Annotated in this window: 16 protein-coding genes; 8 read left to right on the forward strand and 8 right to left on the reverse strand. The window is 45.2% G+C overall.

The genetic code is table 11. The annotated features are described in order from the left end of the window. Positions 1–55 precede the first annotated feature (55 nt). Together ACFPIK_RS16905 and ACFPIK_RS16910 are read left to right on the forward strand one after the other, a co-directional pair. A complete protein-coding gene (locus ACFPIK_RS16905; protein ID WP_377917422.1) occupies positions 56–1,189 on the forward strand; it encodes a DmpA family aminopeptidase in 1,134 nt (377 codons plus the stop codon). Between the two features lie 18 nt (positions 1,190–1,207). Next, positions 1,208–2,416, forward strand: coding sequence for a hypothetical protein (locus ACFPIK_RS16910; protein ID WP_377917424.1), 1,209 nt, complete (start codon positions 1,208–1,210; stop codon positions 2,414–2,416). Positions 2,417–2,421: 5 nt separating this feature from the next. Here the strand turns inward: ACFPIK_RS16910 and ACFPIK_RS16915 are convergent, their stop codons facing one another. Further along, the gene (locus ACFPIK_RS16915) at positions 2,422–3,798 is read right to left on the reverse strand and encodes a methyltransferase RsmF C-terminal domain-like protein (RefSeq protein ID WP_377917426.1); all 1,377 of its coding nucleotides are present in this window, start codon (positions 3,796–3,798) and stop codon (positions 2,422–2,424) included. A 129-nt stretch (positions 3,799–3,927) separates the two neighbouring features. Between ACFPIK_RS16915 and ACFPIK_RS16920 the strand changes: the two genes are divergently transcribed. Continuing rightward, positions 3,928–4,287 carry a DUF1304 domain-containing protein gene (locus ACFPIK_RS16920; RefSeq protein ID WP_377917428.1) on the forward strand — a complete coding sequence of 120 codons (360 nt, stop codon included), beginning with the start codon at positions 3,928–3,930 and terminating at the stop codon, positions 4,285–4,287. A 162-nt stretch (positions 4,288–4,449) separates the two neighbouring features. Here the strand turns inward: ACFPIK_RS16920 and ACFPIK_RS16925 are convergent, their stop codons facing one another. Together ACFPIK_RS16925 and ACFPIK_RS16930 are read right to left on the reverse strand one after the other, a co-directional pair. After that, the gene (locus tag ACFPIK_RS16925) at positions 4,450–5,976 is read right to left on the reverse strand and encodes a P-loop NTPase family protein (RefSeq protein WP_377917430.1); all 1,527 of its coding nucleotides are present in this window, start codon (positions 5,974–5,976) and stop codon (positions 4,450–4,452) included. A gap of 2 nt (positions 5,977–5,978) precedes the next feature. Then, positions 5,979–7,079: a vWA domain-containing protein gene (locus ACFPIK_RS16930; RefSeq protein ID WP_377917432.1), complete on the reverse strand. Its 1,101-nt coding sequence runs from the start codon at positions 7,077–7,079 to the stop codon at positions 5,979–5,981. A gap of 151 nt (positions 7,080–7,230) precedes the next feature. Between ACFPIK_RS16930 and ACFPIK_RS16935 the strand changes: the two genes are divergently transcribed. Beyond that, positions 7,231–7,461 carry a hypothetical protein gene (locus ACFPIK_RS16935; RefSeq protein ID WP_377917434.1) on the forward strand — a complete coding sequence of 77 codons (231 nt, stop codon included), beginning with the start codon at positions 7,231–7,233 and terminating at the stop codon, positions 7,459–7,461. Here ACFPIK_RS16935 and ACFPIK_RS16940 read toward each other — a convergent pair whose 3' ends face one another. Next, positions 7,462–7,872: a type II toxin-antitoxin system VapC family toxin gene (locus tag ACFPIK_RS16940; protein ID WP_377917436.1), complete on the reverse strand. Its 411-nt coding sequence runs from the start codon at positions 7,870–7,872 to the stop codon at positions 7,462–7,464. Next, positions 7,865–8,104, reverse strand: a complete 240-nt coding sequence (locus ACFPIK_RS16945) for a DUF6364 family protein (protein WP_377917438.1) — start codon at positions 8,102–8,104, stop codon at positions 7,865–7,867. The genes ACFPIK_RS16940 and ACFPIK_RS16945 overlap by 8 nt, the downstream gene beginning before the upstream one ends. Before the next feature lie 109 nt (positions 8,105–8,213). On the opposite strand from ACFPIK_RS16945, the gene queG reads away from it, so the two are divergent. Then, entirely contained in the window at positions 8,214–9,146 is a 933-nt protein-coding gene (gene queG / locus ACFPIK_RS16950) for a tRNA epoxyqueuosine(34) reductase QueG (protein WP_377917440.1), read from the forward strand. A gap of 62 nt (positions 9,147–9,208) precedes the next feature. Here the strand turns inward: queG and nadC are convergent, their stop codons facing one another. Both nadC and ACFPIK_RS16960 read right to left on the reverse strand, forming a co-directional pair. Then, complete coding sequence (gene nadC, locus ACFPIK_RS16955; RefSeq protein ID WP_377917442.1) at positions 9,209–10,066, reverse strand: carboxylating nicotinate-nucleotide diphosphorylase; 858 nt, start codon at positions 10,064–10,066, stop codon at positions 9,209–9,211. Positions 10,067–10,119: 53 nt separating this feature from the next. After that, on the reverse strand, positions 10,120–10,512 hold the full coding sequence (locus ACFPIK_RS16960; RefSeq protein ID WP_377917444.1) for a DUF4783 domain-containing protein: 393 nt from the start codon (positions 10,510–10,512) through the stop codon (positions 10,120–10,122). Positions 10,513–10,649: 137 nt separating this feature from the next. Here ACFPIK_RS16960 and gpmI point away from each other — a divergent pair, with 137 nt between their 5' ends. Then, positions 10,650–12,176: a 2,3-bisphosphoglycerate-independent phosphoglycerate mutase gene (gpmI, locus tag ACFPIK_RS16965; protein ID WP_377917446.1), complete on the forward strand. Its 1,527-nt coding sequence runs from the start codon at positions 10,650–10,652 to the stop codon at positions 12,174–12,176. Then, positions 12,173–12,730 (forward strand): hypothetical protein, encoded by a 558-nt coding sequence (locus ACFPIK_RS16970; RefSeq protein WP_377917448.1) that lies wholly within the window; start codon positions 12,173–12,175, stop codon positions 12,728–12,730. Before gpmI ends, ACFPIK_RS16970 begins: the two co-directional genes overlap by 4 nt. A gap of 38 nt (positions 12,731–12,768) precedes the next feature. On the opposite strand, the gene ACFPIK_RS16975 is transcribed toward ACFPIK_RS16970, so the two are convergent. Then, positions 12,769–14,448, reverse strand: coding sequence for an amidase (locus ACFPIK_RS16975; protein ID WP_377917450.1), 1,680 nt, complete (start codon positions 14,446–14,448; stop codon positions 12,769–12,771). 74 nt (positions 14,449–14,522) lie between these two features. On the opposite strand from ACFPIK_RS16975, the gene ACFPIK_RS16980 reads away from it, so the two are divergent. Next, on the forward strand, positions 14,523–14,966 hold the full coding sequence (locus ACFPIK_RS16980) for a hypothetical protein (RefSeq protein WP_377917452.1): 444 nt from the start codon (positions 14,523–14,525) through the stop codon (positions 14,964–14,966). Positions 14,967–15,163 lie beyond the last annotated feature (197 nt).

The raw sequence follows: 15,163 nt of genomic DNA on the forward strand, positions 1-15,163 counted from the left end.
TGATTATAAGATTTGCGAGATTCCATGTGGCCTTTAAAAATCAAATTATAATCACATGAAATACCCATCTGCATTGAGTTTACTCACACTCCTTCTTTTCCTGATGATGCATCCAAGTTTTTCCCAACCCCGACCCCGCGATTTGGGGGTCCCTTTCGGTATTTTGCCTGCTGGTCCGCTCAATGCCATCACGGATGTGCCCGGGGTCAAGGTCGGCCACCTGACCAAAATCGGGGAATCAGATATCCGAACGGGTGTCACTGCAATTCTGCCACACGGGGGAAATCTTTTTCAGGAGAAAGTACCCGCTGCGATTTTTGTAGGAAATGGATTTGGGAAACTGGCTGGCGTCACCCAAGTGCAAGAATTGGGAAATCTGGAATCACCTATTATCCTCACCAATACTTTGAGCGTCGCTGCCGGAATCGGAGGGGTAGTTCGCTATTCACTCAGTCAACCCGGAAATGAATCGGTCCAATCGGTCAATGCGGTAGTAGGTGAAACCAATGACGGATACCTGAACGATATTCGAGGCATGCATATTTCTCCAGATGAAGTCGTGCAGGCTATTCAATCCGCAAAAACAGGTCAAGTCGAGGAAGGAAATGTCGGTGCGGGCACAGGCACGGTATGTTTTGGATGGAAAGGAGGAATCGGAACTGCTTCAAGAAGGCTTCCCGAAAGTCTGGGCAACCACACGGTAGGAGTTTTGGTGCAGACCAATTTTGGAGGAAATCTGCAAATCGCCGGTGTCCCAGTAGGTGAAATGCTAGGGAAGTACCCTTTCAAAGATGCCTTGGAAAAATCTGATGGCAGCTGCATGATCGTGGTGGCGACTGATGCACCCGTCTTGGAACGGAATCTGGAGCGAATGGCCCAGCGTGCCATGATGGGCCTGGCTAAGACTGGCGGAATTGCTTCCAATGGCTCGGGAGATTATGTGATTGCTTTTTCCACCGCAGAGGGTTTGAGAATTCCGCATTCGGTACCATCTCAGGCGCTTCAAAAAGCAGAATTTTTGGGAAATGAAGATATGACGGCACTTTTTATGGCAGTCATCGAAGCCACCGAGGAAGCAATTATCAACTCACTTTTTGCAGCCGAAACGATGGTTGGAAAAGATAATCGAAAAATGGAGGCACTGCCCAGGGAAAAAGTTTTGGAATGGTTGAAAAAATCTCATTTTTAGTCTCTTATCCACTTTTTTATGGAGCCACAGACAGATAAAAAACAACAGGACCTCACTTGGCTGGAACATTTACAGAAAAACAGCTGGGAGCCGGAGGTTATTATTTCAGGTATCACTTTAGCAGTCTTGTTCATCATCCCTTCCAAGCTATTTGACTTTTCGGTGATGCTGATTCAGGATTATGGATTGGAAGCAATTCCCGGCAAGTTGGTGTTAGTTTACGCCACTTTAGTGATTACAGTGTTTAAAATCTTCCTGGTGATCCACCTCATCATGCGATTTATCTGGGCGGGTATGCTGGGAATTACTTATGCTTTTCCGCAAGGGGTAATCAAAGAAAACCTGTTTAAATTTTCTCAAAATGTAGATTACCCACATCCTAATTCCTACCTGATCAAACTGGAGCGCTGGTGCAGTATGCTGTATGGATTTCCGATATCGGTTGCAGTACCTATCCTTAGCATTTCCCTTTATTTGTCCGCGCTCCTTGGGTTGTACATCCTGTTCGACCTAGAGTTTCAGGTGATTTATGTGATCTTTATGCTATCCTTGGTGGTTTTGGTGGTCACTACTTTTGTAAAAAAGGAATCCAAAGTGAAGCACAGTATCGGCAAAAGTATGAGCGGAACGATCGGTGCGGTCTACCAGAGTAATTTAGGCAAATGGGCATTCACCTATTTTTCTTTCCTCTTATTGGCGATTTCTGCTCCCTTTATATCGAATGATCTGAGCGGATTTAGCGACTATGAGATCAATGTCAGTTTGGATGACGCTGAATACGAATGGCCAAAAGATGAAGGGTATTTTGAAGAATACAATTCCGAAAAAAATCGCTTTGCTCGGGTCTGGACTACTCACAAGACAGTCAATTCTGAAGTGTTGACTATTTATTTACCCCTTTACAAGAGAGAAGAGCAGTCAAAAACCCGAATGAATGAGCTGCTTGTGAATGAAGATTCCATTCAATGGAACAGGCTGGAAACCTACCAAGATCAGTATCGGATTTTTGTAAATGATTCACTGATAGAAGTCAAAAAATGGACTAAAGTTCGAGCCGGTTTGACAGGCCAGAAGGCCCTCTTTGGTCAAATTCTGATCGCACATTTACCTGCAGGGATCCATGAAGTACGAGTGGAAAAACTGATTTACCTGACTCCATTTTTAGGGATGGGAGACGAACTCCGTCACCGGAAAAAATGGGCTAGATTCGAATTCATAAAAGAATGATTGAATCACATCCTAATTCGCCACTCCTTTGGGTAGTAGTTGTTCAGTCGGTTTCCGAGATTTTTTCCCCAGCCGAGAGGTAAGTGTTGGTAGGTAAACAGAATCCAACCTTTGGGAAGGCCGTCAAAAGACTGTTCGTTTTTTCTAAGGAACTCCAAGGCTTGATCGTGGCTGAGTTCGACTTGTGCAAAGCCATTTTTCGGCAAGGTCGAAAGCGCCCATTCAGGGCTGGGGATCCATTCGTTTTTCTGTTTTTTGCCTAATTCCACCCCGAAATACCGAAGACTCAGGGCTTGGGCGATTTTTTCAAAATACCGGTAAAAGTCCTTGTTGATCCTAAAGTAGGAATCATTCAAGAGGTAATATTTCCCAGTTTGGTCAAATCCCAATTCCTTGTCCAAAGCCTCTCCTTCCCGATCTCCTATGACCTTCAGGACCGGATGTTTGAAATCTTTTATTCTTCCGGGTTCTTGGGTGGAAGCCGAATCAGGTCGCTTAAGAACGGTGATAAAAAAACCTTCCCCCTCTACTTGGTGTGGAAAAAAGCGATAACCGAAAAAGGTACCATCTTCTACCTCCACGTTTGATTCGATGATTCCCCAAGATTTTTCCAATGGAATCCGAATTGGTTCGAAGGCGAATTCTTCAGTCAGAAATCGGATCATTTCCTCATTTTCCTGCTCGTTGAAGGTGCAGGTAGAATAGATCAGGTAGCCTCCACCTTTGACCAAAGCTCCGGCTTGATCCATGATCCGTTTTTGGCGCGAGGAGCAAAGCGTGACGTGATCGAGGGACCATTCCTCTCTTGCTTGAGGGTCCTTGCGAAACATGCCCTCACCTGAACATGGGGCATCGACCAAGACCAGATCGAAGAAACCTTCCAAGTCAGAAAAGTGATCGGGATCGTTGTTGGTCACCACGATATTTCCCAATCCCCATTTGATGGCATTTTCCTTAAGGATTTGAGCTCGGGATTGGATCACTTCATTGGCGACCAAAAGTCCTTCATTTCCCAAATAGGTAGAAAGAAGCGTGCTTTTACCTCCCGGTGCGGCTGCCAAATCAAGGTAAACTCCTTTGGAAATTTCCAAGCTTTCCAGAACATGCTCGATAAACATGGAGGAAGACTCCTGCACGTAATAGGCACCTGCATGAAAGGCAGGATCGAGTGTAAAGCTGGGACGTTCTTCCAAAAAGTAGCCCTGAGCTGACCAAGGAATCGGGCTTTTGGGCCAGTTAGGGGAAAAGTGTTTTGCGGGATTGAGGCGAATGGATGTTCGCGGAGTCCGATTGATTGCCGCTTTGAAATTATCGAATTCTTCCTTTCCTAATAGCGAAAGCATTTGGGTTTCAAAGTCGGCTGGCAGTTGGATTTCGGACATGTGACAAAGATAAGTTTTTTGGTCAACGGACGACCGTCAACCGTCCACTGCAACATGAATTGGCAGATTCAGCCGTGGTCTGTCGTCTGTGGACTGTTGACCTTTTTCATTAACTTCAAATAAAAACTTATGGAACTTCTCACCAACCTCGTCATCGGCTTGATCGCCCTTTTGCATCTATACTTTCTTTGGTTTGAGATGTTTGCCTGGGAGACGACAGGGAGGAAGATTTTTCGGCAGATGCCTGCTGAGATTTTCCCCAAAACCAAAGTAATGGCTGCTAATCAAGGGCTATACAATGGATTTTTGGTAGCTGGACTGGTTTGGTCAAGGGTAATTACTGATCCGATTTGGGCAGAAAAAGTTGCCCTGTTTTTCCTGACCTGCGTGCTGATTGCAGGGATTTTTGGGGCGATTACAGCGAGTAAAAAGATCTTCTATGTGCAGGGCTTGCCGGCTTTGGTGGGGATTGTGTTGATTTTGATTTGATTTTTTCACCGAAGAGGCTCGGAGGACGCAAAGAAAAAGTGTTCAGTAAACAGTTTTCAATAGTCAGGATTCTGAAGACTGAGACTGCTCCTGATAACTATCGGGACTGATCACTGAAAATCTCCTGCGGTGAATAATAAAAAAGAGGCTTGCGCCTCTTTTTTAATTGTCATCCTCATCGAAGTCGTCTTCTTCATCACCTGCGCCCATGTCAAACATGGAACTGAACAGGTCCTTAAACTGGAGTCCGGTGTCCAAAAGCTTTTTGCTTAATTGGGAATATTCAGCCAAACCGTGTAGCGCAAACTCCATGAAGAATTCTTTCTCTTTTTCCGGCAAATTTTTCACCATCTGAGTGACCACTTCCTCCAAACCAGGCACGGAGTGAAGTAGTGTTTTGTATTCCTTGTCAGCTTGTGAAGTCAAAATATCCAGCTCGTTTCCTTCCCCAAACCAGGCCAAGGGAATCACATAAGGATTGCCTGATTTGTCCTTTTTCTTTTGTTCCGGAGAAGGGAAATAGTTGACAAATTGGGTACGGATCGCTTTTCCAATCAAGTTGTACGCGACCAGTCCTGCACCTTCCTGTTCGCCTTCATAAACCAGCTCAACCTTTCCGGTTATTGCAGGAATTACTCCGATTAGGTCTGCAATTCGGACTACGGTATTGCTTTCCCCATTCAAGTAAAGTCTTCTTTCCGCGGCGGAAATCAGGTTTTCATAAGCCGAAATGGTCAATCGTGCCGAAACCCCGCTTTTTTCATCCACAAATTCGGAACCTCTTGCCTCGATGGCAATCTGCTCGATCAGGTCTTTCATCAGCTCAGGTACATGGATTTGGTCCACTGGCTTTCCAGCCAAATTGGCTTCCTGAGCGGTGATCTTCTTGCCGATCTCGATGGATTTGGGATAGTGGGTGATGATCTGACTCTCGATTCGGTCTTTCAGCGGAGTCACGATGCTTCCCCGGTTAGTATAGTCCTCCGGGTTAGCAGTGAAGACAAATTGGATGTCCAAGGGAAGTCTCAACTTGAACCCACGGATTTGGATGTCTCCTTCCTGCAAAATATTGAAAAGCGCCACTTGAATTCTTGCCTGCAAGTCCGGCAGTTCATTGATCACGAAAATGCATCGGTGCGAACGCGGCACCAAGCCATAGTGAATCACCCGCTCATCGTTGTAGCTAAGCTTCATCGTGGCGGCTTTGATCGGATCCACATCACCGATCAAGTCAGCCACGGAAACATCCGGTGTGGCCAATTTTTCCGCATAGCGATCCTCCCGGTGAAGCCAAGAAACTGGTGTGTCGTCGCCTTTTTCATAGATCAGATTTTTGGCAAAAGAGGAAAGCGGATGCATCGGATCGTCATTGAGTTCCGAGCCAACTAATACTGGGACGTATTCATCCAGCAGATGCGTCATCATCCGCGCGATTCTGGTTTTGGCCTGACCTCGTAAACCGAGCAAGTTGATGTTGTGACGAGAAAGAATGGCTCGTTCAATATCCGGAATGACCGTATCCTCATAGCCCCAAATGCCGGCAAAGACATTTTCTTTGGCTTTGATCTTTTGGATCAGATTGTCACGGAGTTCTTCTTTGATGGATTTGGGTTGATATCCTGAAGCCTTGAGCTGGCCGAGGGTCTTGATCTGTAAGAGTTGGTGTCCGGTGAGTTTTTGGTAGTCCATGCTTAGAAGCGTTTGGTGCGGTTTCGTCTATAATCTTCAAAAATGAGGTCCCCAAGTCCCTTCAGGCTACTGTAGTAGGCATTGCCGTTGTTGACTTTGGTAAACTCTTTTACAAATTCTTTGAGGTAAGGATCCGAGGCAATCATAAAGGTCGTCACGGGGATTTTCAGCTTTCGGCATTGGGCCGCTAGTTTGAGCGTTTCCGCGAGGATTTTGCTGTCGATGCCAAAGGCGTTTTTGTAGTATTTGATCCCGACTTTGAGGCAAGTAGGCTTACCGTCGGTGATCATGAAGATTTGCTTATTGGGATTTTTTCTTCGGCGAAGCAAATCCATCGCAAGCTCTAACCCAGCAACGGTATTGGTATGGTAAGGACCCACTTGGAGGTAGGGCAAATCCTTGATTTCGATCTGCCAGGCATCATTTCCAAAGACGATAATGTCTAAAGTGTCCTTAGGGTATCGGGTTTTGATCAGTTCGGCCAAAGCCATGGCCACCTTTTTGGCCGGGGTGATCCGGTCTTCCCCATAAAGGATCATGGAGTGGGAAATGTCGATCATCAGCACCGTGGAGGTCTGCGATCTGACCTCATTTTCCATGACTTCCAAATCATCCTCCGTGAGCAGGTATTCGCCCGAAAGGCCGTGATTGGCTTGGGCATTTCGTAGGGAATCGGTCAATGCGATCTGATCCAAATTGTCTCCGAATTCGAAGGCCCGACGGTCGGTACCTCGCTCATCTCCAGTTCCGGAATGGGTGGTTTTATGCTGTCCTGATTTTCCTCGCTTGAGTTTGCCAAAGATTTCTTCCAAAGCGGATTTACGAATCGTCTGCTCGGCTTTTCCGGTGATTTTGAACTCTCCCTTTTGGTTTTCCTCGGTCAGGTAGCCTTTGGATTTGAGGTCCTCAATAAAGTCCCCAATGCCGTAGTTGGGATTGGTAAGGTTGTACCGCTTGTCCAGATTGGTTAGCCAGCTCAGCGCCTCAGCCACATCTCCTCCCGTCATGGTAACGAGCTGAAGAAATATGTTAAGCAGGTTTTCGAAAGTGTTTTTCTCCGGGTCCTGTGGAGGCACGTATTGCGTAAAGCGAAATCCTTTCATTTCAAGAAGCTAGAGATTAGACACAAGATTCAAGACTTTTTGTAAGGTAACAGAAGTCTAAGGATCAAGAATTGAATTACTGGGTTTGTTGAGGGTTTAACAAAGGGAGAGGCTGCTGAGTTTAGTATTCCTAATAAAAACCGGTGAAAAGATGCAAAACTATCACAGCGCAGTAGGGATCATGACGGGAGTGTTAATCCTTTTTGTCACTTTAATTCAGTTCAATATCGCGCAGGTTTTGATTTGGGCGATTTTTTTGGCAGGGCCATTTTTGATCTTGTGGATGGTGTGGGCGGTTTTGGCTGCACCAGTTGAAATCGAGGAGACCTTTGATGAGCAGTGGTATCAGGATCGGGAGGATTTGAGGAGGGGAGAGGATTAATTAGTTCGAGAAAAATTCCTTTGGGGAGAGGACACGGATTTCTTTGGCAAATTTAAAGTCTTTTTTATCCCTTGTGACCAAAAAATCGCATCCATTCATTAAAGCCGTATAGTACTGCAAAGCGTCTTCTTTGTCTTTAAAATCGGATTCCAAAGATTTATATATCAAATCTTTGCCTGCTGAAAGTATTTCACAGGCTTTAAAAAAGTGACTCATCGTAAATTCAGAGTAAGGCAATTTGTACACATTGAACACCAAGTAATAAAGATTTCCGATACTGCTTTCCGCTATTTGAAGTTTGGCTAGCCCATTGGCATGTAAATCCAAAAACAATTTCGCTTCATGGTAGAATGGCTCTCTTTTCCCAATAATATCTAAGACCACATTGGTATCCAGAAAAATCTTAACCATATTTTTCTTTCAAATATTTAGTCAAAGCTACTTTGTCGGACTCTTTTGGTGCCTTTGTAGGCTCCATTTCCTCTAATCTTTCTAGGAGTTTTTTAGCAGCAAGTTGTGAATCTGAGTATTGAACTGAAGGATCTTCCTTTTCAAAAATATTCTCAATCATCTTGGATAGAGAAATTCCCTGGCCTGCAGCCCTTCTCTTGGCTTTTTCTACAATCTCTTTTTTGACGGTCAAGGTTAGTTTCGTTTTCATAATCACACGTGTTCACTTGAAATATACGTGTCTTTTTATGAATGTTTTCAATTTCCTCATTAAAATGATTTAACCTACTTTTCGTATTGCTATGACCTCCTCCGAAAAACACGCCCAAATCCTTAAATCTACCGCAAAACGACTGGGGTTTGACTATTGCGGGATTGCCAAAGCAGGTTTTTTGGACTCAGAAGCCTCCAGATTGGAAGAGTGGCTCAATCGCAACTATCAGGGTAAAATGGCCTACCTGGCCAATCACTTTGACAAGCGATTGGATCCCACCAAACTCGTCGAAGGAGCCAAAACGGTGGTTTCCCTGATCTACAATTACTACCCGGAAAAGCAGCTTCCTCATCAGCCCGAAGACCTCAAGCTCGCCAAATACGCTTATGGCCAGGATTACCACGACGTGATTCGGGCTAAGCTCACGGAGTTTTTGGAAGTGCTACGGGAAGAAATCGGCGAAATCAACGGGCGCTCCTTTGTAGACTCGGCACCTGTCATGGAGCGGCAGTGGGCACAGCGAGCCGGACTGGGTTGGATTGGGAAAAACAGTCTGCTTCTCAATCGGCAGATGGGCAGTTTTTTCTTTTTGGCGGAGTTGATCATCGATCTGGAAGCGACACCCGACACGCCTCTAGCGAAAGACTATTGTGGTACTTGCACCGCCTGCATGGATGCCTGTCCCACCGATGCCATTGTACAGCCAGAGGTGATTGATGCGTCAAAGTGTATCTCGTATTTGACCATCGAACTCAAAGAGGCCATTCCGAATGAGTTTGCTGGAAAGATGGAAAACTGGGTTTTCGGCTGCGACATCTGTCAGGATGTGTGTCCTTGGAATCGCTTTTCCCGACCGCATCAAGAACCGGCATTTAAACCCAATGAGGAATTAGCCAACTTTTCAAACAAAGAATGGGTCGAAATGACGGAGGAAACGTTTTTAAGAGTTTTTTCCAAATCTGCGGTAAAACGCACCAAATTCTCAGGGATCAAACGGAATGTGGATTTCTTGAAAAAGTAAGTTCGGAATTAATGAGAATGAAGACACTCACATTGGCGAACCTAGAATTGCCTTACCACGTCTTAAAAAGCTTTTAAGCTGATATCCAAGCTCCTTACCGAGTGGGTCAAAGCGCCCATAGAAATGTAATCGACCCCACATTCGGCCACTGCTGCGAGGGTTTCCTCGGTGATTCCTCCCGAAGCTTCGGTAGAGTATCTTCCCCCAATCAACTGCACAGCTTCTCGCATCGTAGCGTAGTCCATGTTGTCCAACATGATGTAATCGATTCCACCGACTTCCAGTACTTCTTTGACTTCATTGAGATTTCGGGTTTCGATTTCGATCTTAAGGTTTAGCCCATTTTCAGCGAGGTACTTTTTCGTGCGAGTGATCGCCTCACGAATTCCTCCTGCAAAGTCCACATGATTGTCTTTGAGCATCACCATGTCATAGAGTGCAAACCGGTGATTGACACCTCCTCCGATGTGCACGGCCCATTTTTCCATCAGACGAAAATTGGGAGTCGTCTTACGAGTGTCCATCAGACGCGCTTTCGTGTGAAAAATCAATTGGGTAAGCTGATGGGTTTTAGTTGCGATGGCACTCATTCGCTGCATGCAATTGAGTACAAGCCTTTCGGCAGACAAGATCGAAACAGAAGAACCAGAAACAATCAAACCGATATCTCCAGGATCGACTTGGTCTCCATCTTTCTTCAAAAACTCAACCTGTAGCCCAGGATCCACGGCTGTAAAAATCATCCCTGCTAACTCAACTCCGGCCAAGATTCCAGCATCTTTGATGATCAACTTGGCTTTGCCTTGCTTATTCTCGGGAATGGACGCCAAAGAAGAAAAATCTCCAGGCCCAATATCCTCGCTCAATGCAGAGCTGATAAAATTCTGTAATGCCTCGGGAGTCAAATAAGCTGGTTTCATGAAGCAAAAATAGCCTTTTTGGCTGGCTGGAAACCGAAAACTTTTTTAGAAAACTAGCTTTTCACAAAGTCCAGCCCATAAATTCGGAAGGAATTTTCCACTTGGGACACTTTAATAAACACTTTGTAAGAGCCCTGACCGGAGGCATATTCTCCGATGTAAGTACTTACACTGCTTTGGTTTTCATTCTTGAAAACAAGAGAAAAATCAATCGGTGGATTTTTTTTGAAAAAGTCCTTGAGTACTATTTCTGCTTGGTTTTTGGAATACTCTCCTTGTTGTCCATTGATATTCAAAGAGATAGTAGGATTGAAATACCTAGCCAATTCACTGCTTGAGCCTCCCTGTATCGCCGAAATGATCGGATCAATCTGAGAGGCTGAGCCGCTTTCCACCAATGGCGAAATCCAAAGAAGTAAGAATAGGATCAGGTTAACCTTGAGCATCAACCCATTTTTGCAAATTCCAAGCCAAAAAATCTGTATTCAAAAGTTGTTTTAGATCCTATGGAAAAATCCAAGACAAGATTTGCCTGATATCTTTTTGGGGGAAAGATTGGATCGAAAAGTAATATATTTGCCCCATGGATAAGAAAGTTTTATTGATGATTTTGGACGGTTGGGGTATCGCGACCAACCCGGCAGTTTCTGCAATTGACAAGGCCAAAACGCCATTTGTGGATAGCCTTTACACCAAATATCCCCATGCCAAGCTTGAAGCCTCCGGTCTTGCCGTGGGTCTTCCGGAAGGACAAATGGGTAACTCTGAAGTAGGCCACATGAATATCGGCGCAGGCCGGGTGGTCTATCAAGACCTAGTCAAAATCAATCAGGCTGTGAAACACGGGGAACTTAACACCCATCCTGTTTTGGCAGCTGCATTTGAAAAAACAAAAGCTGAGAAGAAAAAAGCCCACTTCATTGGACTAGTTTCAGATGGTGGAGTCCATGCACATATCGATCACCTCAAAGGATTGTGTGATGCTGCCAAGCATCATGGCATGGATCAGGTATTTATCCATGCCTTCACAGACGGTAGAGATACCGATCCAAAAGGCGGAATCAAATATTTGGCAGACCTTCAGGAGCACCTAAAAACCTCAGCAGGCAAAATCGCCTCAGTCATTGGAAGATATTACTCCATGGATCGGGACAACCGCTGGGAGCGTGTCAAGCTAGCCTATGACGCGATGGTTCATGGCGAAGGAGAAAAGTCGAAAGACATCCTAGCCTCCATCAAAAAATCCTATGAAAACAATGTGACTGACGAATTTATCCGTCCGATCATTCAGGCAGGTACCAACAACAAGCCAATCGCGGTCATCGAAGAAGGTGATTTGGTCATCTGCTTCAATTTCCGCACCGACCGTGGAAGAGAGATAACACAGGTCTTGACCCAGCGTGATTTTGAGGATTACAACATGAAAAAGCTGTCCCTCGACTACATCACGTTTACCAACTATGACGACACCTTCACCGGTGTTCAGGTATTATTTGAAAAAGACAATCTCAATAATACACTTGGAGAAGTCCTAGAAGGTGCAGGTAAAAAGCAAATCCGTATCGCTGAGACCGAAAAGTATCCACATGTGACGTTTTTCTTTTCGGGAGGTAGAGAAAAAGAATTTGAAGGGGAAAGCAGATTGCTTTGTCCTTCTCCAAAAGTCGCTACCTATGACCTCAAGCCTGAAATGAGTGCTTTTGAAATAGCAGCTAAAATCAATCCTGAACTCAAAAAGAAAAGTGCTGATTTCATCTGTCTCAATTTTGCCAATGCAGACATGGTGGGGCATACAGGAGATTTTGATGCTGCTGTCAAAGCCTGTGAAGCCGTCGATGCCTGTGCGCAAAGCGTGGTCACCACAGCCTTGGAAAATGGATACACTGTCATCGTCATCGCGGATCATGGTAACTCAGACATGATGATTAATGAGGATGGCACGCCAAACACAGCTCACACGACTAACTTGGTACCCTTTATATTGGTTGATGGCAAAGAACAACTTCCGGTGAAAGACGGGAAATTGGGGGACTTGGCACCTACCATTCTTACCCTCATGGGGGTGAATATCCCATCAGAAATGACCGGAGATATCCTGTTAAACTCATGAAAATTCTAAAATTCTCACTCTTGGGGCTGTTCATTTGGGCAGCCTTTTCCTGTACATCTTCTAGTAAAGAGGGTAAGCTCGAAAAGTTACCCTACTTTGATGTAAAGAGCTTTCTAGATCTCGAAATCGGAAAACTTGATAGTGTGACAGTCATCAAGACGTCCGCGATCAACGGGGAAGAGCAAACCGAGGAAGTGGTTTATTCCATTCAGGATTGGAAAGAGGAATTTGACTATTTCTATCAGGCTGATATCAATATTCCTTCCTTGGCGAGTTCTTATTCCACAGAAACGATCTCAGACTATTTGGTTCATCGTCTTTTGCCAGATTCCAAAGGTAAAGTGAAGGAAATCAAGGTCAGGTATTTTCAAAATTATCCTGCCTCTATCACTTTTAAAATGAGGGAGGAAAATCTGTTTTTCTTCTCAGCCACTTCAGGCGAGCTTTATCTCAACCAATCCACAGGAAAAGTGGACCATTACCTCATCGAGACTACTCAAAAGGTGATGTTTTTGAAACCTACGCATATTAAAATTTCAGGTCTACTGAAATAAGCAAAAAGGGCTCTCAAAAAAACTGAGAGCCCTTTTTGCTACTTATCAAACATCGGAGGCCGTTTGGCTTGCCAGTCGGTGTTTTCCTGGATTAGTCTTCCCACCATGATCAATTTTTCTTCATCAAAAAGATTTGCCAAAAGGGTGATGGAAGTCGGGCTGCCGTTTGGAGCAAAGCCATTGGGCAGACAAAGGGCAGGATGACCCGTCAGGTTAGTGATCTGCAGCTGCTGACCAGCGAAAGAAGGCGTGACAATGACATCGTATTCTTTCATCAAGTCGTGCATTTCTTTGATCAAAATACTTCGCTGACGGCTCATTTGCACATATTCTACGGCAGGAATGAATCTCGCTGCCCGAAATAGGTTTGGCCAGGCATTGCGATGCTGCGCGACCATCTGATCATCCAAATCCAGTCGGGTCAACTCATCAAAGGCTGCCGCGCCTTCTACCATCAGCATGGACACCAAAGGCGCAGCATTGATACTGGTTTTGAGTTCGAGCGGATGAAGCTCGATTCCCTGATTTTTCAACACTTCCAACACCGCTTGGTCATTTTTGATATTGGGCCGATCGCCTTCAAAAAACGGTTTGAAGTAACCGATTTTGAGTTTTTTGACCTCATTCTTTGCAGAATAATTGAAAGCCGCAGGAATTGTACTGGCATCTTTTTCATCCATTCCATTGATCACGGAAAGCACGATTGCATTGTCCAAAGTGGAACGGGAAATGGGGCCGATCTTGTCCATCGACCAGCTTAGGGCCATCGCACCATGCTTACTTACCCTGCCATAGGTGGGCCTCAAGCCAGTCACCCCATTCCGGGTAGAAGGGGAAACGATCGATCCGAGTGTTTCTGTACCGATGGCAAAAGGAACAAGCCCTGCACTGACCGCTGAAGCCGACCCAGCCGAGGAACCACTAGACCCCTGCTTGAGATTCCAGGGATTTTTGGTCACCCCGCCAAACCATACATCTCCCATTGCCAAGGCGCCAAGGGTAAACTTTCCAACCAAGACCCCACCTGCTTCTTCCAGTTTTTGAACCACCGTGGCAGTCTCATCGATGACCTGATCCTTGTAGGGCATCGCTCCCCAAGTGGTTTTAGTGTTCTTTACAGCCAAAAGATCTTTGATCCCGTAAGGAATGCCATGCAATGGTCCGCGGTATTTGCCTTCAGACAGTTCCTTGTCCATGGCTCGGGCTTTTTGCAAAGCAGTCTCCTCCATCAGTGTCACAAGGCATTCGAGTGTGTCAGAATAGGTTTTGATCCGATCCAGGTAGATTTTGGTCAGTCGCTCCGATCTGATTTGTTTGTTTTTGATCAAAACGGAAAGGTGGCTAACCGGAAGGTAGGCGATGTCATTTTCCTTAGCCGGGAGTTCTACTTTACTTGGCAACCCCCAGTCGTATGCTCTTTGGTCTTGACTTGGGAAAAATCCTTGTGGTAGAGGATTGAATACCAAGGATGGAGCAACCGAATTTTCCAGCTTGGTCTTGCGTAGGATTTCAAAATTGCTGCGATGGTTATTCAGCGTAGCGATCATGCTGTCTTTTTCCTGCGGAGTATAGGAAAGGCCAATCAAGTCCGCTGCCGAATCGATAGTGGCTGGTGTGATGTCACCAAAATTTCTTCCAAGCGTAAAGCCAAATGCAAGTACGGCTGCAGCTCCAAGTGCCAGAAAAGGACGGGAGCCTAGGTGATTTTTTCGTTCCATTGGATAGTTTTGTGTAATTGCCAAACAAGTAGCGCCTGAAGGTGTTCAATTACCCAAAAAAAATCAAACCACCCATGGATCAAAAACCGAGCTTTCCCACTTTTCCCATGCACTACCGCGGATTGCTGCTCTTAGCAGGGATGTATACGATCGCTTGGTCTGCCTTCTACAAGTATTTCGGAGATGTGTTACTACGATGGATGGCCATGGGCAATACTGGTCTAGAACCCTTACCTGCAGGATACTTTGGGGGACTTGGGATACTGGTAGGGTTAGTCATTTTCTTCTCGGCCTTTTATCCTGTGTCTTGGGTATGGTTGATTTTGGGGGGAATTACAGGGAAAATCATCCTTGCCATCTGGTTTACGTTGGGATTTGCACCTGATTTGGGTTGGAACAAGCGTAGCATTTTTCATCTGGTATTCAACGAATTGATATGGCTCATCCCACTGATTCTGATTTTTTTGCGAAGCTTACAAGTAAAAAATTACCTAAACCAGACTGAAGAAAAGGAGTAAGTTATTGATCTCACCTTGCACTCCTACTTGGTAAAATAGTTTGCACCAATTATTGCTTCAGCAACAATTGGCTCAAGTTTGGCTAATTTCTGGTATGAAACGCTGCTGCTAGTGTAGGATTATCTGATTTTTTGAGTGCTTGTAATTTTTTCTGGATGTTGACGAAGTCGGAGAAATTGATTTTTGAGGCGTCAGCC

The sequence above is a fragment of the Algoriphagus aquatilis genome (assembly GCF_042657405.1).
Taxonomy (GTDB): Bacteria; Bacteroidota; Bacteroidia; order Cytophagales; family Cyclobacteriaceae; genus Algoriphagus; species Algoriphagus aquatilis.

Bases quoted from the DNA above. Each gene is read 5' to 3' on its own strand.
- nadC (WP_377917442.1), bottom strand. From the start codon at position 10,066: ATGAAACCAGCTTATTTGACTCCCGAGGCATTACAGAATTTTATCAGC.
- ACFPIK_RS16935 (WP_377917434.1), top strand. From the start codon at position 7,231: ATGCAAAACTATCACAGCGCAGTAGGGATCATGACGGGAGTGTTAATC.
- ACFPIK_RS16920 (WP_377917428.1), top strand. From the start codon at position 3,928: ATGGAACTTCTCACCAACCTCGTCATCGGCTTGATCGCCCTTTTGCAT.
- ACFPIK_RS16940 (WP_377917436.1), bottom strand. From the start codon at position 7,872: ATGGTTAAGATTTTTCTGGATACCAATGTGGTCTTAGATATTATTGGG.
- gpmI (WP_377917446.1), top strand. From the start codon at position 10,650: ATGGATAAGAAAGTTTTATTGATGATTTTGGACGGTTGGGGTATCGCG.
- queG (WP_377917440.1), top strand. From the start codon at position 8,214: ATGACCTCCTCCGAAAAACACGCCCAAATCCTTAAATCTACCGCAAAA.
- ACFPIK_RS16975 (WP_377917450.1), bottom strand. From the start codon at position 14,448: ATGGAACGAAAAAATCACCTAGGCTCCCGTCCTTTTCTGGCACTTGGA.
- ACFPIK_RS16915 (WP_377917426.1), bottom strand. From the start codon at position 3,798: ATGTCCGAAATCCAACTGCCAGCCGACTTTGAAACCCAAATGCTTTCG.
- ACFPIK_RS16980 (WP_377917452.1), top strand. From the start codon at position 14,523: ATGGATCAAAAACCGAGCTTTCCCACTTTTCCCATGCACTACCGCGGA.
- ACFPIK_RS16960 (WP_377917444.1), bottom strand. From the start codon at position 10,512: ATGCTCAAGGTTAACCTGATCCTATTCTTACTTCTTTGGATTTCGCCA.
- ACFPIK_RS16970 (WP_377917448.1), top strand. From the start codon at position 12,173: ATGAAAATTCTAAAATTCTCACTCTTGGGGCTGTTCATTTGGGCAGCC.
- ACFPIK_RS16930 (WP_377917432.1), bottom strand. From the start codon at position 7,079: ATGAAAGGATTTCGCTTTACGCAATACGTGCCTCCACAGGACCCGGAG.
- ACFPIK_RS16910 (WP_377917424.1), top strand. From the start codon at position 1,208: ATGGAGCCACAGACAGATAAAAAACAACAGGACCTCACTTGGCTGGAA.
- ACFPIK_RS16925 (WP_377917430.1), bottom strand. From the start codon at position 5,976: ATGGACTACCAAAAACTCACCGGACACCAACTCTTACAGATCAAGACC.
- ACFPIK_RS16905 (WP_377917422.1), top strand. From the start codon at position 56: ATGAAATACCCATCTGCATTGAGTTTACTCACACTCCTTCTTTTCCTG.